Source organism: Aureimonas sp. ME7, from assembly GCF_903970965.1.
Classification (GTDB): domain Bacteria; phylum Pseudomonadota; class Alphaproteobacteria; order Rhizobiales; family Rhizobiaceae; genus Aureimonas.
The window spans coordinates 318013-336575 of sequence record NZ_CAJCKW010000002.1 but is presented as its reverse complement, the minus strand read 5'-3'; the positions used below and the strand labels follow the sequence as shown (position 1 = coordinate 336575).

General features: G+C 65.5%; 21 protein-coding genes and 1 tRNA gene. 12 read left to right on the top strand and 10 right to left on the bottom strand.

Going from position 1 to position 18563, the window contains the following annotated elements; genetic code table 11:
* The first annotated feature begins 157 nt into the window (after nt 1-157).
* From H7A85_RS05060 to H7A85_RS05050, 3 genes are all read left to right on the top strand, one after another.
* A complete protein-coding gene (locus H7A85_RS05060; RefSeq protein ID WP_182084795.1) occupies nt 158-919 on the top strand; it encodes an amino acid ABC transporter substrate-binding protein in 762 nt (253 codons plus the stop codon).
* A 69-nt stretch (nt 920-988) separates the two neighbouring features.
* Nucleotides 989-1669, top strand: coding sequence for an ABC transporter permease subunit (locus tag H7A85_RS05055; RefSeq protein WP_182084794.1), 681 nt, complete (start codon nt 989-991; stop codon nt 1667-1669).
* Nucleotides 1666-2412: an amino acid ABC transporter ATP-binding protein gene (locus tag H7A85_RS05050; protein ID WP_182084793.1), complete on the top strand. Its 747-nt coding sequence runs from the start codon at nt 1666-1668 to the stop codon at nt 2410-2412. The genes H7A85_RS05055 and H7A85_RS05050 overlap by 4 nt, the downstream gene beginning before the upstream one ends.
* Here the strand turns inward: H7A85_RS05050 and H7A85_RS05045 are convergent, their stop codons facing one another.
* The 3 genes from H7A85_RS05045 to H7A85_RS05035 form a co-directional block, all read right to left on the bottom strand.
* On the bottom strand, nt 2413-2679 hold the full coding sequence (locus tag H7A85_RS05045) for a DUF6460 domain-containing protein (protein ID WP_182084792.1): 267 nt from the start codon (nt 2677-2679) through the stop codon (nt 2413-2415).
* A 96-nt stretch (nt 2680-2775) separates the two neighbouring features.
* On the bottom strand, nt 2776-4443 hold the full coding sequence (locus tag H7A85_RS05040; protein ID WP_182084791.1) for a cisplatin damage response ATP-dependent DNA ligase: 1668 nt from the start codon (nt 4441-4443) through the stop codon (nt 2776-2778).
* Nucleotides 4444-4507: 64 nt separating this feature from the next.
* Nucleotides 4508-5320 carry an exonuclease domain-containing protein gene (locus H7A85_RS05035; RefSeq protein WP_182084790.1) on the bottom strand — a complete coding sequence of 271 codons (813 nt, stop codon included), beginning with the start codon at nt 5318-5320 and terminating at the stop codon, nt 4508-4510.
* Nucleotides 5321-5493: 173 nt separating this feature from the next.
* Here H7A85_RS05035 and H7A85_RS05030 point away from each other — a divergent pair, with 173 nt between their 5' ends.
* The 3 genes from H7A85_RS05030 to H7A85_RS05020 all read left to right on the top strand — a co-directional run bounded on the left by H7A85_RS05030 (nt 5494) and on the right by H7A85_RS05020 (nt 7431).
* Nucleotides 5494-6477 carry a nitronate monooxygenase family protein gene (locus H7A85_RS05030; RefSeq protein WP_182084789.1) on the top strand — a complete coding sequence of 328 codons (984 nt, stop codon included), beginning with the start codon at nt 5494-5496 and terminating at the stop codon, nt 6475-6477.
* Nucleotides 6478-6564: 87 nt separating this feature from the next.
* Nucleotides 6565-6640 (top strand) — tRNA-Thr (locus H7A85_RS05025).
* 500 nt (nt 6641-7140) lie between these two features.
* The gene (locus tag H7A85_RS05020) at nt 7141-7431 is read left to right on the top strand and encodes a DUF1294 domain-containing protein (RefSeq protein ID WP_244630997.1); all 291 of its coding nucleotides are present in this window, start codon (nt 7141-7143) and stop codon (nt 7429-7431) included.
* A gap of 732 nt (nt 7432-8163) precedes the next feature.
* Here the strand turns inward: H7A85_RS05020 and H7A85_RS05015 are convergent.
* Nucleotides 8164-8895, bottom strand: coding sequence for an SDR family oxidoreductase (locus H7A85_RS05015; RefSeq protein ID WP_182084788.1), 732 nt, complete (start codon nt 8893-8895; stop codon nt 8164-8166).
* 82 nt (nt 8896-8977) lie between these two features.
* Between H7A85_RS05015 and H7A85_RS05010 the strand changes: the two genes are divergently transcribed.
* Complete coding sequence (locus H7A85_RS05010) at nt 8978-9370, top strand: helix-turn-helix domain-containing protein (RefSeq protein ID WP_182085076.1); 393 nt, start codon at nt 8978-8980, stop codon at nt 9368-9370.
* Nucleotides 9371-9421: 51 nt separating this feature from the next.
* On the opposite strand, the gene H7A85_RS05005 is transcribed toward H7A85_RS05010, so the two are convergent.
* On the bottom strand, nt 9422-10153 hold the full coding sequence (locus tag H7A85_RS05005) for a dienelactone hydrolase family protein (RefSeq protein WP_182084787.1): 732 nt from the start codon (nt 10151-10153) through the stop codon (nt 9422-9424).
* A gap of 132 nt (nt 10154-10285) precedes the next feature.
* Between H7A85_RS05005 and H7A85_RS05000 the strand changes: the two genes are divergently transcribed.
* The gene (locus tag H7A85_RS05000; protein WP_182084786.1) at nt 10286-10744 is read left to right on the top strand and encodes a MarR family winged helix-turn-helix transcriptional regulator; all 459 of its coding nucleotides are present in this window, start codon (nt 10286-10288) and stop codon (nt 10742-10744) included.
* Between the two features lie 364 nt (nt 10745-11108).
* Here H7A85_RS05000 and H7A85_RS04995 read toward each other — a convergent pair whose 3' ends face one another.
* From H7A85_RS04995 to H7A85_RS04975, 5 genes are all read right to left on the bottom strand, one after another.
* A complete protein-coding gene (locus H7A85_RS04995) occupies nt 11109-11477 on the bottom strand; it encodes a cupin domain-containing protein (RefSeq protein WP_182084785.1) in 369 nt (122 codons plus the stop codon).
* A gap of 78 nt (nt 11478-11555) precedes the next feature.
* On the bottom strand, nt 11556-12392 hold the full coding sequence (locus H7A85_RS04990) for an AraC family transcriptional regulator (protein WP_244630951.1): 837 nt from the start codon (nt 12390-12392) through the stop codon (nt 11556-11558).
* Nucleotides 12393-12583: 191 nt separating this feature from the next.
* Entirely contained in the window at nt 12584-13483 is a 900-nt protein-coding gene (locus tag H7A85_RS04985) for a histone deacetylase (protein ID WP_182084783.1), read from the bottom strand.
* A 32-nt stretch (nt 13484-13515) separates the two neighbouring features.
* Nucleotides 13516-14634 carry a quinone-dependent dihydroorotate dehydrogenase gene (locus H7A85_RS04980; RefSeq protein ID WP_182084782.1) on the bottom strand — a complete coding sequence of 373 codons (1119 nt, stop codon included), beginning with the start codon at nt 14632-14634 and terminating at the stop codon, nt 13516-13518.
* Nucleotides 14631-14984 carry a DUF952 domain-containing protein gene (locus tag H7A85_RS04975; RefSeq protein WP_182084781.1) on the bottom strand — a complete coding sequence of 118 codons (354 nt, stop codon included), beginning with the start codon at nt 14982-14984 and terminating at the stop codon, nt 14631-14633. Before H7A85_RS04975 ends, H7A85_RS04980 begins: the two co-directional genes overlap by 4 nt.
* Nucleotides 14985-15149: 165 nt before the next feature.
* Between H7A85_RS04975 and H7A85_RS04970 the strand changes: the two genes are divergently transcribed.
* The 4 genes from H7A85_RS04970 to H7A85_RS04955 all read left to right on the top strand — a co-directional run bounded on the left by H7A85_RS04970 (nt 15150) and on the right by H7A85_RS04955 (nt 18550).
* On the top strand, nt 15150-15587 hold the full coding sequence (locus tag H7A85_RS04970; protein ID WP_182084780.1) for a secondary thiamine-phosphate synthase enzyme YjbQ: 438 nt from the start codon (nt 15150-15152) through the stop codon (nt 15585-15587).
* Between the two features lie 78 nt (nt 15588-15665).
* Complete coding sequence (gene mscL / locus H7A85_RS04965; RefSeq protein WP_182084779.1) at nt 15666-16124, top strand: large conductance mechanosensitive channel protein MscL; 459 nt, start codon at nt 15666-15668, stop codon at nt 16122-16124.
* Nucleotides 16125-16259: 135 nt separating this feature from the next.
* A complete protein-coding gene (locus H7A85_RS04960) occupies nt 16260-17429 on the top strand; it encodes a pyridoxal phosphate-dependent aminotransferase (protein WP_182084778.1) in 1170 nt (389 codons plus the stop codon).
* Nucleotides 17426-18550: an AbrB family transcriptional regulator gene (locus H7A85_RS04955; protein WP_244630949.1), complete on the top strand. Its 1125-nt coding sequence runs from the start codon at nt 17426-17428 to the stop codon at nt 18548-18550. Before H7A85_RS04960 ends, H7A85_RS04955 begins: the two co-directional genes overlap by 4 nt.
* Nucleotides 18551-18563: the final 13 nt, after the last annotated feature.

Sequence of the window (18563 nt, the reverse complement as noted above, 5' to 3'; positions counted from 1 at the left end):
TTTGTATCCAGGCCAACTCGAACGAAGGTGACTGATCGACCTATTCGACGGGACGATTTGCTGCGCACCCCGCCAACGACGCGATGGCATTCCTTGAAGATGCGCTTGAACGCTTAGATCTTAGGCACACCCGAATTCACCTGTAAGGTTTCTCTCCATGCTCCGCCGTTCGCTTCTCACCCTGACCTTCGCCCTGGCCGCCGGAAGCGCGCTCGCCGGCAGCCTGCAGGACATCCAGTCCGCCAAGGCTTTGCGGATCGGCACGGAGGGCACTTATGCGCCGTTCACGTTCCATGATGCATCGGGCAAGCTCGTCGGCTTCGATGTCGAGATCGGCGAGGCGATCGCCCGTAAGCTCGGCGTCGAGCCGGTGTTCGTCGAAGGCAAGTGGGACGGGCTGATCGCAGGGCTCGCCGCGGACCGCTACGACGCCGTGATCAATCAGGTCGGCATCACCGAGGAGCGCAAGGCGCGCTTCGACTTTTCCGATCCCTACATCGTCTCCAAGGCCGTGCTGATCACCAAGGACGGCAATTCCGACATCAAGTCCTTCGCGGATCTGAAGGGCAAGCGTTCGGCCCAATCGCTGACGTCGAACTTCGGCAAGCTCGCCGAGGCGTCGGGCGCCACGCTGGTGGGAACGGACGGTTTCGACCAGTCGATCCAGCTCGTGCTGACGGGCCGCGCGGACGCGACGATCAACGACAATCTGTCGTTCCTGGACTTCAAGAAGCAGAAGCCCGACGCGCCGGTCGCCATCGTAGCGAGCGAGGACGAAGCTTCCGCCTCCGGCGTCATCGTCCAGAAGGACAATCCCGATCTCGTCGCCGCGATCAACAAGGCCCTGGCCGAGATCAAGGCGGACGGTACCTATCAGACGATCTCGCAGAAGTATTTCGGCGCGGACGTCTCGAAGTAAGCCGGTTGCGACAGGCTTGAGGGAGGCGGCCCGCCGGCCGCTTCCCGCTTCGACAGGACCGCCATCGCCTTGCCGCCGTTTCTCCAGCTCATGCTCGATTCCCTTTGGCCGCTTCTGCGGGCGGGGATCGTCTTCACCATTCCGCTCGCGATCCTGTCCTTCGCGATCGGCATCACGCTCGGCTTCCTGACCGCCGTGGTGCGCCTTTTCGCGCCCGGCCCGATCGCTGCCGTCGCGCGGTTCTACGTCTGGTTCATTCGTGGAACACCGCTCCTCGTCCAGCTTTTCGTGATCTTCTATGGGCTACCAAGCGTCGGCATTTTGATCGATGCCTTCCCGGCCGCCTTGATCGGGTTTTCGCTCAGCGTTGGAGCCTACACGTCTGAAATCATCCGCGCCGCTTTGTCCTCCATTCCCAAGGGGCAGTGGGAAGCGGCCTATGCGATCGGCATGACGAGGGGCCAGGCCATGCGGCGCACGATCGTTCCGCAGGCGGTGAGAGTCGCCGTTCCCCCTCTGTCGAACTCGTTCATCTCGTTGGTGAAGGACACCTCGCTCGCCGCCGCGATCACCGTGCCCGAGCTGTTCCAGCAGGCCCAGCGGATCGTCGCCGTCACCTACGAACCCCTGATCCTTTATATCGAGGCGGCGCTTCTTTATCTCGTGTTCTCGTCCGTTCTTTCGGCTGTTCAGGCGAGGCTGGAACGGCGGTTCGCCTCCTATGGCGGCTTCCTGGAGAACCGCGCGTGATCCGCCTCACCGGCATCCATAAGACGTTCGGGACCAACCCGGTGCTTCGCGGCGTCGATCTCGACGTGCCGCTCGGCCGCGTGACCGCATTGATCGGGCCGTCGGGGAGCGGCAAGAGCACGCTTCTGCGTTGCGTCAACCTCCTCGAGATTCCCGAAGCCGGGCGCCTCGACCTCGACGGACTGTCCCTATCCTTCGATGCGAAGCGGCTGGATCAGAAGAGCATCCTCGCCGTCCGCAGAGTCACCGGGATGGTGTTCCAGAACTTCCAGCTCTTTCCGCACCGGACGGCGGCCGACAACGTCGCAGAGGGTCTGGTGACCGTTTTACGCTGGCCGGCAGACAGGGCCCGTCGGCGCGCGCTCGAACTTCTGGACAAGGTCGGCCTCGCCGACAAGGCGGACGCTTGGCCCGCGACGCTTTCGGGCGGTCAGCAGCAGCGCGTGGCGATCGCACGCGCGCTGGCCTCGTCGCCCAAGCTCCTCCTCTGCGACGAGCCGACGTCGGCGCTCGACCCGGAGCTCTCGGCCGAGGTGGTGGAGGTTCTGGGGCAGTTGGCGGGTGAGGGCACGACGATGCTGATCGCCACTCACGACCTGCGCCTTGCCAGCCGCATGGCGCATCAGGTCGTGTTCCTGCAGGACGGCGTCATCGTAGAGCAAGGCTCGCCCGACGCGGTGTTCCGCCATCCGGCGGACCCGCGCACCATCCGCTTCGTGCGCACCCTTTCCGGCGCCGCCTGATCAGCGGCTGCTCTTCATCAGCCGCGAGATCAGGAACACCGGCACCACAATCGCCGCGCCCAGAAGCACGTATTCCACCGCGCGGTTCAGCGAGCCGAAGACGCTGACCCAGGCCCAGCGAACGAAGTCGACGGACCAGTCGATCAGGTCGTAGGGGCGCAGGTCGAACCAGGACAGAAGGATTCCGACCAGCAGCGAGATCACCAGAAGCCGGACGACGACCGACAAGGGAGAGCCGCCCAGGAAACTCGTCACGCGATCGGCCATATGTCTCTGCTCCGTTTCGAACCGCTTGGAGGTAGAGGGCCGATTGTGGCGATGCAAGCGGGCGGACGGCCATAGGTATGAACGCAAAGGCGCTCGTCAGGTCGCGATCATCGCCTGCAAGGTTTCCAGCCGGTCCGCCTCCGCCGCCGGCTTGTCCCAGCGAAGGCGGGACACGCGGGGAAAACGCATCGCGACCCCCGACTTGTGACGGGTGGACCGCGCGAGCCCCTCGAACGCCACCTCAAGCACCAGCCCGTGATCGGGCTCCGCGCGCACCGAGCGGACGGGGCCGAAACGGCTGATCGTGTTGTCGCGGATGTATTTGTCGAGCTGCTTCAACTCCTCGTCGGTGAAGCCGAAATAGGCCTTGCCAACGGGTACGAGTTCGGGCGCGTCGTCCGGCCCGGTCCAGACGCCGAACGTGTAGTCGGAGTAGAAGCTCGACCGTTTCCCATGCCCGCGCTGGGCATACATCAGGACGGCGTCGATCAGGTGCGGGTCCTGCTTCCACTTGAACCAGGGCCCCTTCGGGCGGCCCGGCACATAGGCCGAATCCCATCGCTTCAGCATCAGGCCTTCGATCACCGGATGGGGCGGGTCGGCGCGCAGGCGCGACAGCGTATCGAAGTTGGAGAAGGGTACGAAGGGCGAGATGTCGAAGCGGCTCGGCTCCAGCTTTTCCACGAACCGGTCCAACCGCTCCCGGCGCTCGCGGAAGGGCAGGGCGCGCAGATCCTCGGCCCCGTCCTGCAGGAGGTCATAGGTGCGAAGAAAGACCGGATGCTTCTTCAGCACGGCGGCCGACACCGTCTTGCGGTTGAGGCGCTGCTGGAGGTCGGAAAAGGTGCCGACGACGATGTCGTCGCGCACCGCGCCCTGATGGGGGTGCACCTCCGGCTTGGAAGATTTAGGCGAGGCCGGGCGCGCCACCAGGAGTTCGCCGTCGAGCGAGCCTTCGAACGTCATGTAATCCAGAAGATCCGGGAAGGCGCCCGAAACGTCGTCGCCGGTTCGTGAATACAGGCGCTTCACGCCGCACTCCACCGTCGCCTGGACGCGGATGCCGTCCCACTTCCATTCGGCGGCATAGTCCTCGGCGCTGATCCGCTCATAGTCCGGGGCCTCGAGCGGCTGGGACAGCATGACCGGGCGAAAGGGGGAAGCGGCAGCCGACACTGGCTTTTCGGCGGTTCCCTCCAGCCAGGCGAAAAGCTCTTCGTAGGGCGCCCTCAGCCCATGCCACAGCTCCTCGATCTCGACGATGTCCTTCTGTCCAAAATCGGCCAATGCCTGCTTGGCGAGACGCGAGGACACGCCGATGCGCAGGCTTCCCGTGACCAGCTTCAAAAGCGCGTAGCGCCCCGACGAATCCAGTTTGTCGAGCCAGCCTTCCACCAACTTCGGGCCTTCGGTCCGTGTCGCGGCATCGAGTTCGTTCAGAACCTCCGCCAGCGTCGGCACGTCGTTGCGTCCGCGAAGCTCGCCGTCGTGGGGGGAGGGCCAGACGAGCGCGATGGTTTCCGCGAGATCGCCGACATAGTCGTAGGAATAGCCGAACAGGACCTCGTCCATCCGCTCGGCCATCAGGCCGCGCAGCATCGCGGGCTTCACGGAGCGGATGTCGAGCTCGCCCGTGATCGCGGCCAGCGCGTAGCCGCGCTCGGGATCGGGCACCGCGCGGAAATAGTCCGCCATCAGCCGCAGCTTGCCGTTGCGCGACGGGGTCAGGACGAGGCGGTCGAGAAGGTCGGCGAAACGCTGCAAGGGATCGAGAGCCGCTGGACGAGGGTTCCAATGTAGATAGCCGCCCGACCGCGGTGGACCAGCGTCAGGCGTCTTGCGGCAGCAGGCGTGCGATCGCGGCAAGCTGGGCGCTTTCGCGAAGGTTCAGGTGGTGACGCGCGGTGTGGACGGCATCCGCGTCCATTTTCGGCTCGCGCACCAGCCATTCGAGATAGTCCGTCGGCACCTCGCGCATCGGAACGTGCTTGTGGCGGCCGAAGCGCAGCCGCGCCAGAAGGGCGGGTTCCGTCGATACCCGCTCCGCGCGGGTGAGGAAGTCGTCGATCCCCGCGCAGCGCGGCAGAAGTTCTTCGGCGATACGCCGCAGGAGAACCGCCGTGCAAAGAGCGTCGTAAAGCGCGCGATGCGGGTGCGAGCCCTCCAACCGCTCAGTGACGTCGCCAAGATCGAGCGGCAGGTATTTCACCAGCGACTGGAGCCCATGGGCGCGCGTGTCCGGGAAGGCGCGCAGCGCCAGCTTGTAGGTGCAAAGCCAGCGACCCGGCAGCTTCAAACGCGAGCGATCGAAGGACGCGCGCTGCGCCGCGTAGATCGACGCGCCCCGGAACGGGACGATCGCGTCCGCGAACGGCGGTGCCCCTTCCAGCATCTCGTCGCTGATGCGATGCACCCGGCGGGCGGACGGATTGATTTCGATGGGTCCGGGATGGGCAAGGCTTTCCATCGGGTTGAAGATCCGCCCGGTTTCAAGATCGAGATCCACCGAGCCGATCTCGATTACCGCGTCATCTTCCAGCCGGTGGCCCGCCGTTTCCGTATCGATCACGCGAACCACCGCTGCGGGTGTGTCCGGAAAAGGCGTCGCGGGAATGGGGGCGGAAGGGAACAGATCGGCCATCCCTTTCATATCGGCCGTCCTTCGTCCTCGCGCCAGCGATGCGGCGAAGTGGAGCAGGGGAAAGCCACCTTGTGATCGCCGATCGATGCCAACACGCCGCCAGGACTTGGCGAACAGCCTCGGCTTGGCCTAGGCTGCACTCTTACGTATACGTCAGAATATCGGAGGCTTCGATGACACTTCCCGCCGTGCTGCAAGGCCGCCTCCGACTGCCGATGATTGCGGCGCCGCTTTTCATCATTTCGCATCCCCCGCTCGTGGTCGCACAGTGCCGTGCGGGGATCGTCGGCTCGTTTCCCGCGCTCAACGCGCGGCCGGCGGAACAGTTGGACAACTGGCTGTCGGAGATCGGCGAGACCCTGTCGCAGCCGATCGACGGCAGGCGCCCCGCGCCCTTCGCGGTCAACCAGATCGTCCATCGCTCCAACAAGCGGTTGGAAGCGGATCTTGCCGTCTGCGTTCGGCACAAGGTTCCGATCGTCATCACCTCGCTGGGTGCGGTCGAGGAGGTGAACCAGGCCGTCCATTCCTATGGCGGCATCGTTCTACACGACGTGATCAACGACCGCTTCGCCCACAAGGCGATCGAAAAGGGCGCGGACGGCCTCGTCGCGGTGGCGGCGGGCGCGGGCGGACATGCGGGAACGCTCTCGCCCTTCGCGCTCGTATCCGAGATCCGACAATGGTTCGACGGTCCCTTGTTCCTGTCGGGCGCGATCGCGACGGGCGGCGGGGTTCTGGCGGCGCAAGCTGCAGGGGCCGATGGCGCCTATGTCGGCTCGGCCTTTATCGCGACCGACGAAGCGCGCGCCGACGAGGCCTACAAGGGAGCGATCGTCGATGGGTATGCCAAGGATATCGTTTATTCCAACCTCTTCACCGGCGTTCACGGCAACTATCTGCGCGCCTCGATCGAGAAGGCGGGTCTCGACCCCGATCACCTGCCCGAAAGCGACCCCAGCCAGATGGACATGAACGCCGACGCCGGTGCGAAAGCCTGGCGCGACATCTGGGGCAGCGGCCAGGGAATCGGCGCGGTCACGGCGGTCGTCCCGACCTCCCAACTGGTGGATCGCTTAGCGCGCGAATACGACGACGCGCGCCGCCGCGTCCTCGGCTCGGCCGCGGCGATTGCCGCGAGCCCCCTGCCTGCATAGCCCGAGGGTCGCGAAAATCGCTCTTGAAACTCGCATGATTTGCGGTTATCAGACGCCCATCCGCCGCAACCCGAACGTTGCGGCCGGGCCGCTTTAGCTCAGTCGGTAGAGCACATCATTCGTAATGATGGGGTCAGGTGTTCGAATCACCTAAGCGGCACCATTCTTTTAGGTACTTAGTGTGATATTTGGATCCGGCGTTTCCCAGCTTTTGCAATTGGGAAACGAGGTCAGACGTCGCCAGATCGTATGGTCCTCGTGGTGTGACACTCCAGCCGTTGGTCGAAGGCGATTCACGCCAGGTCCTCCAAATGCTGGCGCTCGTCCTCGTCCAGCGCAGGGGCCGTCAGGATCTCGGCGGTGACGGCCTGCCGGATCTCGGCCTCGAACAGTTCGAGCATGGCTTGAGACATGGGCTGGTCGAATAGGAGCACGGCCACGGCGGCGGCGGTGCGGCCAATCGAGGCGCACAGGAGGAACAGCTGGGGATGGCGGGTTGGGCTCGGCCAGGACGGCCGGGGGAATGGTGACGCCGCGCAGGATGACGGGCGGGCTGGCGGCGTGCGCCGGGTGAACGTGGACGTGCATGGGGCATCCCTTGAGAATGCAGAAACGGTTTTCCATCATCCTGACGGGATGACACCGGCCCGAATGATGCTGTTGATGGTCGCCTACCTCGTCGTCGTGAACGTCGCGGGCTACGGCGCCATGGTCCTCGACAAGGGGAAGGCGCGGTGCGGAGATCGGCGCATTCCCGAGAGCAAGCTTCTTGGGCTCGCCCTGATCGGCGGAAGCGTTGGGACTATCCTTGCTCAGCAGCTCATGCGGCACAAAACCCGCAAGGAGCCGTTCCGAACCATCTTGATTGCCATCGTCGCCCTGCAGATCGCGTTGCTGCTGGCTCTCGCGACCGCCAGGCCGGAACGCTTCGCTGGATGGCTGTCGTGGCGCTAGAGCCAAGCGCGGTAGATCAGCGGGCTGATTGATTCCTATCCCCCTTATTCGTTCGACTTGTTGTTCGGTTGTCGGCGATGCCGGTCGCAATGGCGATCGGCCAGTCGAAGCCTTAACGCGCGATTGAGCGGGGGGGGGCATGGTCGCTGACTTTCCCGCTGTTCTCGCTTCTCCGTCCGATTTCTTCGAAGTCACAGCGACCGTCATTCCACAACGCCTCGGCAGCTTCACCAGCGGCAATAAGCTCAGCACGCTGAGATATCTCGTGCTGCTCGTGGGTCAGCACGTCAGTGTGTGGGTCGGCCTCGTCGTAAAGCCAAGGAACGTGAAAGCATCGAATCGGCCTATCTCATGCGAATGGGCTCATATGTCGAACCGATGGTGCGGGGAGAAGCGTATGCTTACGAGATGCCAAAGGCCCATCCTGAAACCTGTCGGATGTACAGTGCCTGCGTGTCGCAAGTGGGAGCCAGGCGCCCGGCCTTCGCGGCGGCTTGAGCCTCGTAGCACCGTCCATGATATGAACAGATCTGCGACCCTCGCCGGACGGAAGCCGTTCGGGCGAGTGAGGTGCGAGCGCCCATTTTCGAAAGGGCTCAAGGTCGGATCGAATGCCTCGAGCCGTCCGAATGCGGATGGTTCGCTTTCGGACGGCGGCTTGCGTGGGTGACCGCGGACGGTCCGCTTCCGCATTCGAAGAGTCGGAAGCGTTCCCGGACGTATAGTCCCTTTCTAGACCTGTTTCATGCCGCCATCGACGCATAGCTCAGCGCCGGTGATGAAGCTGGCTTCATCGCTGAGAAGAAACAGCGTGGCAGACGCCACTTCGTCGGGACGGGCCATTCGCCCCATCGGGATCGGCGCGACAAGAGCCGCACGCGCTTCCTCTGATACGGCCGCCATCATGTCCGTATCCGTTGGACCAGGGGCCACGACATTTACGCGTATGCCGCGCGGCGCGAGTTCGGCAGCCCAGGTGCGGGCATAGGATCGCACCGCTGCCTTGGTGGCGGCGTAGGTGCCGTAGGGCGGAATGCCCATCGTATCGGCGATCGACCCCATCAGGACCACCGAGGCGCCGTCGCCCATCGCGGGTAGGGCCGCCTGCAGGCCGAACACCATGCCGCGCACGTTGACGGCGAAATGCCGGTCGAAGTGATCGGGCGTCTGGTCGGCGAGGGAGGCGGGCTCGGACAGTCCCGCATTGAGAACGAGAAGGTCCAGGCGCCCCTGCGCCTGCCTCACGGACGCGACGACGCGCTCGAGATCCTCCGGCGAAGCGGCATCTGCCACGAGGCCACGCGCGGCGCCGCCCAACTTGCGGGCCGCCGCCTCGACCTCGTCGGCGCGGCGTCCCGTCAGGAAGACGGTTGCGCCTTCCCGCGACAAACGTTCGGCGACCGCCAGCCCGATGCCCTTGGCGCCCCCGATCACGAGAGCGGTCTTGTTTCCGACACGAGCCATCGCATGGTCTCCTTGTTCAACGACGGCATCTAGATATACGACGGGTATCTAGTCACAAGAACGCACTTTAATGAGCCTAGATATGACGGACGATACCGAACTCGAACTTCTGTCGGAGCAAGCGCGTACCGACATGGCGCACATTCGGCCCGTTCTGGATCGGATCGCCGATAAGTGGACGATCCTCATCCTGACGGTGGTGTGCCCCAAGCCGGCGCGCTTCAACGAGATCAAGCGGCGGCTGGACGGCATCACCCACAAGGCCCTTGCCGACGCGCTGAAGCGGCTGGAACGCAACGGGCTCGTCACGCGGACCGTCCTGCCGACTCAGCCGATCGGCGTGGAATACGCGATCACACCGCTCGGCCACTCGCTGCGCCAACCCTTCGAAGCCCTGTGCGCCTGGGCGCTCACCCATGGCCCGGAGATCGAGCGGGCGGGTGTTAGCTTCGATCGGGCCAAGAACGCTGGATAGCCAAGCCGCGAGGGCGGCGTCGCCGGCCGAACGGGTAACGGAATTTCGGCCTCACCGCAGCGTACGGTCGAAGAAAGCGAGCAGCTCGTGCCAGCCATGCTCGGCGGCGGCCTCGTCGTAGACAGGAAAATCGGGCTTCATCCAACCATGGGCCGCCGGATAGGTTTCGGAGCGGAAGGTGACGCCAGCTCCGCGCAGTGCCCGCTCCAGCCGTTCGGCCATGGCCGGCGGATAGCTCGCATCGTCCGTCGCTGCCGCTATGTAGAGTTCGGCTTCGAGGTGGGGCACGTAGACGTGCGAGCTGTCCGGCTTGTCGGTAGCAAGATTTCCCCCGTGAAAGCTCGCCACGGCAGCGAACCGATCCGGATGGGTCCCGGCCGCTGCGATCGCCATGCCGCCCCCCATGCAGAAGCCGACCGCGCCAAGCTTTCCCAATACGTCTTTCCGGGTATCGAGATAGGCCAGGAGCGCGCCCGTATCCTCGGCTGCCTTCGCGTTGCCGGTCGTCGCCATCAGGGGGCCCAGCGTCGCCATGAAGTCGCCCTGCAGAACCTCCACCGGGTCGAACGGCCCATAGGCGCCGTAGCGGTAGAAGAGATCGGGCACGAGCACCAAGTAGCCGGCGTCCGCCAGCCGCTGCGCCATGGCGAAGACGGCGGGACGGATGCCGCCGGCGTCCATGAAGAAGACGACGGCAGGTCCCGCGCTCCGGCCTTTGGGAGTGAAGGCGTAGGTCCGGCAAAGACCGTCGGGGGTGGTGAGCGCTATATCTTCACGCGGCATCGAAGCGGCCTTCGGAAAAGAGAAATGCGGAGGGTGGAACATCCGCTCAACGGTATGTGAATCTCGTAGTAAAATTGTATATGTGCATATGTATCTGCGAGTCGATAGCGGAGATCGGAGCGGAAGCGAACGATGGAAGGCGATAACGTCCTGTCGACGCCGGGGCACCTTGTCAGTTTGGCCGCGCGGGGCTTCGCACGCCTCAGCGAAGCCCGGCTGAAACCGCTTAGGTTCGGGGTCGGCCACTTGCCGGTTCTCGTGGCTCTGCGTGACGGGAAGGCCAGCACGCAGCGCGACCTCGCTCGCTTCGCCCGCATCGAGCAGCCGCCCATGGCGCAGATGCTCGGGCGCATGGAGCGGGACGGTCTGATCCGTCGCACGCCGGATCCGAACGACGGCCGAAGCCAGCGTGTGATGCTGACGGACGCTGCGCTCGCACGCCTACCGGAGGCCGTCGCGGTTCTGTTCCGAGGCAACCGCGACGCGCTGAACGGATTCACGCAAGGCGAAGCCGAGCAATTCGTCGCGCTTCTCACCCGCCTTCTCGCCAATCTCGATCGTCTAACGGACGATCGTTCGGCGTCCGCCTGATGGTGGAGCCGTCATGCGAAGCGACGTCTCGGCGAGGATCGACCTTTGCGGCATTGTTCCAGGTGCCCAGGTCGTTCAGGCAGCGAGGACGTAGCGGCCGTTGCCGAGATCGGCGAGAAGATCGAGTCATGCGGGCGACGCTCCGATGGCCGCCGCCCACGCGAGTAACGACGGCGCTTTCTACGCTTCTTGCATGGCGGCGCTCCCCTGCCGGACGATCCTCGGGCTCATTTCACCCGAAGCTTTGCAGCCGGGTTGAATGGTCGTCTGCCGGTCCGACGCTTGGGCAAGCGACGACGAAGCGGACTCTTGAGCCGACGATCGGGTCATTTGCTGGGATTCACATTGGGAGAAGGAAGCTCCGTCAGATCCATATGTCGTTGACGGCCGTTCGCTCGCTCGGCCGCTCGTCGCCGGTGTTCACGACGCCCCGCGGCTCGATCAGAAGCAACTTCACCTCGCGCTCCGCGAACGGCTTGTGCTCCTTGCCCTTGGGAACGACGAACAGATCGCCGGTCGTCAGCGTGACCGCACCGTCCCGAAAGTCGAGGCGCAACGTTCCGTCCAGGACGAGGAACGTCTCGTCGGTATCGGCATGGCTGTGCCAGATGAAGTCGCCTTCGAGCCGCGCGATCTTGAACTGGTAGTCGTTCATTTCGGCGACCACCTTGGGCTGCCACTGCTCGGAAAAGAGATCGAACTTCCGGGCGAGAGAAACGGGGGCGTAGGGCATGGGCGAAGCCTTTCGAACAATCGAGGCCCATTTGCTCGGCACGAAGGGCAGGCGTCTTGAACGATCGTGCGAGGCCCGTCACGGCGGCGACTGGAGCCGGAGCCATTGCGACGGGGTCAGGCCGAAGGCGCTCTTGAAGTGCCGGGTCATATGGCTCTGGTCGGAGAAGCCGCTCGCCGCGGCGGCATCGGCCAGGGGATGGCCGGCCCGCATCAGGGCTCGAACGTCGTCGAGCCGCCGCAGCACGAGGTATCGGTACGGGCTGGTGCCGAAAAGTGCGCGAAAGTCACGCGACAGACTCCATCGGTCACGGCCCGTGAGGCGTTCGAGAAGGCCAAGGTCGACCGCGGCGGGGCGGGAGTGGAGGAAGGAACGCGCCCTCTCCGCCGAGCGATGATCGATGATCCGTGCCGCCTTTTCCGGCCCGCGTTTCGAGAGGCAAGCGAGCGCCATGGCCAGATCGTACACGCCATCCTCGCGCTCCAGGGGATCGAGCGCTCGATCGAGCCCCGACAACAGGCGGGCGATCGCAGGCAGCAACCGCGCGTCGGCCGACAGGCCACCCTCGACGAAGGGGAGCGGCTGCCCGCCGAGCGCCGCCTGGATCATGGCGGGCTCGATATAAAGCATGCGATACCGGAACCCGCCCTCGGTTCCGGCCTGTCCGTCGTGCTTCTCGTCGGGATGGAGGACCAGCGCACCGCCCGCCAGGCCGTGCCGGACCCTGCCGCGATAGTGGAAACTCTGCACGCCGCTCAGCGTCAGGCCGATCGCGTAGGTATCGTGCCGATGCATCTCGTAGCCCTTGCCGTCGAAAAAGGCTTCGATCCGCTCGAGCCCTTCTCCGCCCGAAACCCGGCGGATCCAGTTCGTTCGATGCGGTTGGTCGATGACGCCAAGTCCGGTGTCACGCACGGCGTGTAATTCCTGTAGTTGCATCTGCGATCGGTATAGCGCCTAGCCCGTCGGGCCCAAGGTCCGTACGACGACCTGGACCTCTCATCCGGGTCGGCGGCGTCCGATATGTTTGCACCCAAACCCGGGTCTGATCCGCGCGGTGCGGCACCGGAAGCTCTTCGACATGCCGTCTTACTTGGCTTGGTCTGTTAGACGAACTCTGCCGCGACGCGGTGCAGGATGGTGTGACGCCGCGATAGGGTTTCGATGTCGCGCGAGTAGCCGCCGCCGATGACGCCGGCGAGCGGGATGCCGTGCTCGCGGAAGAAGCCGATGACGCGGCGATCGCGCTCCGCCAGCCCTCGATCGGACAAGGCGAGGCGGCCGAGGCGGTCGTCGATATGGGGATCGACGCCGGCGTTGTAGAAGACGATGTCCGGCCGCGCTTCTCGCATCGCTCTTTCGAGGAGTTCCGGCAGGAGCGCGAGATAGGCCTCGTCCCCCGTGGCGTCGGGCAGGGCGACATCGAGGTCCGACGTCGCCTTGGGGTGGGGATAGTTGCGCTCTCCATGGACCGAGAGGGTGAACACGGCAGCGTCGTCTTGGAAGATGCGGGCGGTGCCGTCGCCTTGGTGGACGTCGCAGTCGAACACCAACACGCGGCCAACCGAGCCCTGCGACAGGAGCACGCCGGCAGCAACCGCCACGTCGTTGAAGACGGAAAAGCCGGCGCCGCCTTCGCGCGCGGCATGGTGGCTGCCGCCAGCGGTGTTGCAGGCGAGCCCATGCTCCAGCGCAAGCTCCGCCGCCAGAACCGTTCCGCCCGTGGCGCAGCGCGAGCGGAGCGCCACGCGCTCGTCCACGGGAAAGCCGATCGCTTTCTCGGTTGCCCCACCGACGCGCGCATGGAGGACGGCGGCGACGTAGGCCGGATCATGCGCGAGTTCGAGCCAGTTTTCCAAAGCGGGAACGGGCTGATGGAACCCGGTCGGCACCAGTCCATCCTCGACGAGGATTTCGGCGAGCCGCGTGAACTTGCGCATGGGAAAGCGATGCGCCGCGTCGAACTCGGCGTCGAACGCGGGATGGTGGACCAGCGGAAGTGGCATGGGCCGAAGCGCCGCTCAGTCGCGTCCGAGGATCACGCTCGCCGGGCTTCCCAGCCGAGCGGCGGATCGCGCGACAGGATCTCGTCCACCTTCGTGTCGCGGATGGACGAGATCGTGTCCGACCCGGCCTTGTCGAGATAGCGGGACAGGCCGTTCAGGATGCGCAGCGGCAGTTCCGGGCCCCCATAGACGAGCGCGGTGTAGAGTTGGACGAGGTCGGCGCCCGCTTCCATCTTGCCGAGCAGCGTGCGCGCGCTTTCCACGCCCCCGACGCCGATCAACGGGAAGTCAGGCCCCATGGCGCGGCGGAACAGCGCCAGCACATAGGTGGAGCGCGAGAAGAGGGGGCGCCCCGACAGGCCGCCGGCCTCGCTCGCATGCTTTCGTCCTTCGACGCCGTGCCGCGAAAGGGTCGTGTTGGAAACGATCAGCCCTTCCACTTGGCGGTGCTTCACCGTGTCGGCGATCGACCAGACCTCGTCCTCCGTCAGGTCCGGGGCGACCTTAACGAACACCGGCTTCGGCTGCGTCGCCGAGATCGCGGCAGCCCCATCGCGTGCGGCCATCACGTATTGCAGGAGCTTGTCGAGATCGGAGCCCATCTGCAGCTTGCGCAGACCCGGTGTGTTGGGCGAGGAAATGTTGACGGTGAGGTAGCTCGCCATCGCTTCGAAGCGGTGAATGCCAGACACGTAGTCGGCGATCCGGTCTTCGGAGTCCTTGTTGGCGCCGATGTTGACGCCGACGATCCCCGCCTTGCGCGAGCGGGCCTCGAGGCGCTCGGCCATGTCCGCGTGGCCGTCGTTGTTGAAGCCGAGCCGGTTGATCACCGCGGCAGCTTCCGGCAGGCGGAAGATGCGTGGCCTGGCATTGCCCTCCTGCGGTTGAGGCGTGACGGTTCCGACCTCCACGAAGCCGAAGCCGAGGCGCAGCGCGGCGTCGGGAACCTCGGCGTTCTTGTCGTATCCGGCGGCAAGCCCCAGAGGGTTCGGGAAGCCGATGCCCGCCACTTCGATACGCAGCCGCGGATCGAGCGGCAGGTTTCGACGCGGCATTATCCCATGCTTCAGCGCCCCGATCGACAGAGCGTGGGCGCGCTCGGGGTCGATCTGGAACAGGAGCGGGCGGGCGAACTGGTAGAGGCGGCTCATCGAACGCTCGGAGGAAACACGTGAACCCCGTCCGTGCCGAGCGGCAGGTCGGCGACGTAGACCACGGCCGACATCGGCAGGGGGCCGTAGAGATGGGGGAACAGGTCGCCCCCGCGCGAAGGCTCCCAGCGAAGCGCCGTCCCGAGCGGCGCCGGGTCGATCGCGGCCAGGATCAGCGCGTCCTGGCCGGAAAAGTGGCGCGCTGCCGTTTCGCGGACCTGGGAAGCGGTCGAGAAGTGGATGAAGCCGTCCGATAGATCGACCGGCGCTCCCTCGAACTCGCCGGAGGCTTCCGCATCCAGCCAGGCGGAGCGCGGAGACAGCTTGAAGATGAGCGCTTGCGAAGTCATGTCTTCTGGCCTGCCAGAGGCGTGTTTCCCCGTCAATCGATGACTGCCGAAGGAGACGATGCGTCGCTGATGCAGGGAGGGGCATCAGCGCGGATTTTCCGCCTGATTGGCGCGTAAGGACGGCTACGTGTATGGCGTCGGGTGCCAAGGCTCGCGGAGGGTTCGTTGCAACCGATCGACCACCAGTTCCTGCATCGCCTTTCCGTTTCGACGCGCGGGCAGGGCTTCACGGACGTTTCCTCGCGGATTGCGGACATCCTTCGCGAACAAAGCGCGGGAGATGGACTGCTGACCGTCTTCATCCGTCATACGTCGGCGTCCCTGACGATCCAGGAAAACGCGGACCCCGATGTTCGCACCGACCTTCTCGGCGCTTTCGATCGCCTCGCGCCGGAGAACGGATGCTATGTCCACACGATCGAAGGGCCGGATGATATGCCGGCGCATATCAAGACGGCCCTGACCGACACCAGCCTGTCGGTTCCTGTATCCGATGGGCGGATGGTGCTGGGCACCTGGCAGGGCATCTACGTCTTCGAGCATCGTCGCCAGCCGCACCGGCGCGAGATCGTCCTGCATTTCCTGGGCACAACCCGGTCCTGACCGCTCGCCTTCCGGTTGCTTCGCCTTCGCGCTGGGCTAAGCTCCACGCCTGACGGAGTGGCGAAGAGGGACGTTGCCATGCTCAAGGAGTTTCGCGAGTTCGCCCTGAAGGGCAACATGGTCGATCTGGCGATCGGTATCATCATCGGCGCGGCCTTTTCCGGGCTCGTGAATTCGATCGTGGCCGACCTCATCATGCCGATCGTCGGGCTGATCACCGGCGGGGTGGATTTTTCCAACCAGTTCGTCGCCTTGAGTTCCAACGTCACGGCGACGAGCCTCGCGCAGGCGCGCGAGCAGGGCGCGGTTCTGGCCTACGGCAACTTCCTCACCCTCCTGATCAACTTCATCATCGTCGCCTTCGTTCTGTTCATGGTCGTGAAGGGCATGAACCGTCTGAAGCGGAAGGAAGAGGCCAAGCCGCCGGAGGTCAAGGAAACGCCGGCTGAGGAACGGCTTCTGGAGGAGATCCGCGACCTCCTCGCCAAGGGCGCGCGCCCCGCCAACCCTGGTCAGGTGCCCGGCAGCGGGTTCTGAGCCGCGCGCCATTCGGCCGACTTCGGAGCTTCAAGGCCCAAGTTCGGGGTTGACGCGCTCGCGCGAAAGATCGAGTCCCCGTCGAGCCGCATCGCCGCGCGGGCGGTGCGAACCATCGATCGGGTCCCTCTGTCCATGCCTCCCGCCATTTCCCTTCGTCCCGCCGCCCTCGCCGCACCCGAGAGCGGCATAGTCGCCCTGATCAACCATGCGAGAGGGCGAGAGGGGCTGATCCCGCTCTGGGCGGGGGAAGGAGACCTTTCCACCCCCGCCTTCATCGCGGACGCGGCGGCCGAGAGCCTGCGAACCGGAGAAACCTTCTATACCTGGCAGCGCGGCATTCCCGAGCTGCGAGGGGCGCTCGCCGCCTATGTCGAGCGGCTCTACGGACGGGCGACCTCGCCCGAGCGCATCTTCGTCACCGGGTCGGGCATGCATGCGATCCAACTCGTGATCTCGGCGCTGGCGGGCGCCGGGGACGAGGTCGTCTTCGTTTCGCCGCTCTGGCCGAACTTCCAGGCGGCGGTCGGGCTTGCCGGCGCGCAAGCCGTCGAGGTCCCGCTGCAGTGGTCCGGCGCGGAGTGGGCCCTCGATCTCGACCGGCTGCGCGCGGCGATCGGACCCCGCACCAAGGCGATCTTCGTCAACACGCCGAACAACCCGACCGGCTGGACCGCCGACGCCGAGACGCTCGCCGCCATCCTCGACATGGCGAGGGGGGCTGGCATCGCCGTCGTCGCCGACGAGATCTACGGGCGCTTCTTCTACGCCGCCGCTCGCGCGCCCTCGTTCCACGACGTGATGCGGGAAGGCGATCCCCTCGTCTTCGTGAACTCCTTCTCCAAGAACTGGGCGATGACGGGGTGGCGCGTCGGCTGGATCGAGGCCGAGGCCGATCTCGGTCCCTTGTTCGAGAACTTGATCCAGTATTCCAACTCGGGTGTCGCGACCTTCATGCAACGCGGCGCTGTGGCGGCCATCCAGGAAGGAGGGGCCTTCGTCGAGGAGCAGGTCGTGCGTGCCGCCAAGGCGCGGCAGATCTTCACGAGCGCGCTGGCCGCGACCAACCGCGTTTCGATCAGCGCGCCGGAAGGTGCCTTCTATTCGTTCTTCTCGATCGACGGGATCGCGGACGGGCGTGCCGCCGCATTCCGCATCGCCGACGAGGCACTGGTCGGTCTCGCCCCGGGAGCCGCCTTCGCGCCCCATACGCCGAACTTCCTGCGTGCCTGCTTCCACCGGCGTCTGGACGAAGTCGAGGAAGCGGCCGACCGGCTGGCACGCTGGATCCGTCGGCAGGCATGACACGAACAACAGGTGGCATGGGGGCAGCGGCGCTGACGCTTGCCATCGGAGCGGCCGGCGGCGGTCTCATGACCGCGATCGGGCTTCCCGTCGGCTGGCTGATGGGCGCCACGCTGTCCGTCGTCGGCGCGATCTTCTGCGGCTTGGAGCTGCGCGTTCCCGACAGGCTTCGGGATGCGACCTTCTTCGTCCTCGGCATCCAGGCGGGATCGGGCGTGACGCCCGAAGTCGTGTCGCAGGTCGTGATCTGGCCGCTTTCCTTCACGATCCAGATGGTCGGCGTCGCGCTTCTCGTCGTCGCCACCAAGGCTTTCCTGGAGCGCGTCTTCGGATGGGACCGGGAAACGGCCCTCTTCGCCTCGCTGCCGGGCGCCATGTCCTTCGTGCTCGCGGCGGCTTCCGAAACGCGAGCCGATATGACGCGAATCGTGGTGGTCCAGTCCACCCGGCTTCTCCTCCTCATCGGCGCTCTGACGCCGCTCTTAGGCTGGCTTGAAGGGGGCGAGGTTTCAGCCGACGGCCTGCGCGGCGGGGTAATCGGCGAGCCCTGGCAATACGCAGCCCTGATCGGGCTCTGCCTCGCCTTGGCCTGGATCGGTATCCGAAGCCGCCTGCCGGGCGGCTTGATCCTGGGCGCGCTGATCGGAAGCGCTCTTCTGCATGGAACGGCTGTGGCGCCGGTGGCGATCCCGAGCTGGATCGCCGGTCCGGCTCTCGTCGTCCTCGGATGCTCGATCGGCGCGCGCCTGCGTCCCGAACATCGCAGGGCGATCGTGGAACTCCTGGCGGCCTCGCTGAGCGCCTTTGCGATCAGCCTTTCGATCTCCGCCGTGGCCGGTTTCCTCGCGGTGCTGGCGCTCGGGCTGACCTTCGGAAAGGTGGCGCTCGCCTATGCGCCCGGCGCGCTGGAGGCGCTGACGGTTCTCGCGTTCCAGTTCGATCTCGACCCCGCCTATGTCGCGGCCCATCACGTGATCCGCTTCGTCGGTCTGGCGCTGATCGTGCCGGTTCTCGCCCGGCGCCTGCCGCGCAACCGAACGCCCGAAAGCGTGGTGCGCAAGGAAGCCGCGCCGATCGAATCGGCGCACGATTCGGAGATCGACCCCCGAAATGACTGTTGAAGCCGATCGAAAG

Coding starts and splice junctions, on each gene's coding strand:
- H7A85_RS05030 (WP_182084789.1), top strand. CDS start 5,494: ATGACACTTCCCGCCGTGCTGCAAGGCCGCCTCCGACTGCCGATGATT.
- H7A85_RS04985 (WP_182084783.1), bottom strand. CDS start 13,483: ATGCCACTTCCGCTGGTCCACCATCCCGCGTTCGACGCCGAGTTCGAC.
- H7A85_RS05060 (WP_182084795.1), top strand. CDS start 158: ATGCTCCGCCGTTCGCTTCTCACCCTGACCTTCGCCCTGGCCGCCGGA.
- H7A85_RS04975 (WP_182084781.1), bottom strand. CDS start 14,984: ATGACTTCGCAAGCGCTCATCTTCAAGCTGTCTCCGCGCTCCGCCTGG.
- H7A85_RS05010 (WP_182085076.1), top strand. CDS start 8,978: ATGACGGACGATACCGAACTCGAACTTCTGTCGGAGCAAGCGCGTACC.
- mscL (WP_182084779.1), top strand. CDS start 15,666: ATGCTCAAGGAGTTTCGCGAGTTCGCCCTGAAGGGCAACATGGTCGAT.
- H7A85_RS05000 (WP_182084786.1), top strand. CDS start 10,286: ATGGAAGGCGATAACGTCCTGTCGACGCCGGGGCACCTTGTCAGTTTG.
- H7A85_RS04980 (WP_182084782.1), bottom strand. CDS start 14,634: ATGAGCCGCCTCTACCAGTTCGCCCGCCCGCTCCTGTTCCAGATCGAC.
- H7A85_RS04955 (WP_244630949.1), top strand. CDS start 17,426: ATGACACGAACAACAGGTGGCATGGGGGCAGCGGCGCTGACGCTTGCC.
- H7A85_RS05045 (WP_182084792.1), bottom strand. CDS start 2,679: ATGGCCGATCGCGTGACGAGTTTCCTGGGCGGCTCTCCCTTGTCGGTC.
- H7A85_RS05035 (WP_182084790.1), bottom strand. CDS start 5,320: ATGGCCGATCTGTTCCCTTCCGCCCCCATTCCCGCGACGCCTTTTCCG.
- H7A85_RS05005 (WP_182084787.1), bottom strand. CDS start 10,153: ATGCCGCGTGAAGATATAGCGCTCACCACCCCCGACGGTCTTTGCCGG.
- H7A85_RS04960 (WP_182084778.1), top strand. CDS start 16,260: ATGCCTCCCGCCATTTCCCTTCGTCCCGCCGCCCTCGCCGCACCCGAG.
- H7A85_RS04995 (WP_182084785.1), bottom strand. CDS start 11,477: ATGCCCTACGCCCCCGTTTCTCTCGCCCGGAAGTTCGATCTCTTTTCC.
- H7A85_RS05020 (WP_244630997.1), top strand. CDS start 7,141: ATGGTCGCCTACCTCGTCGTCGTGAACGTCGCGGGCTACGGCGCCATG.
- H7A85_RS05015 (WP_182084788.1), bottom strand. CDS start 8,895: ATGGCTCGTGTCGGAAACAAGACCGCTCTCGTGATCGGGGGCGCCAAG.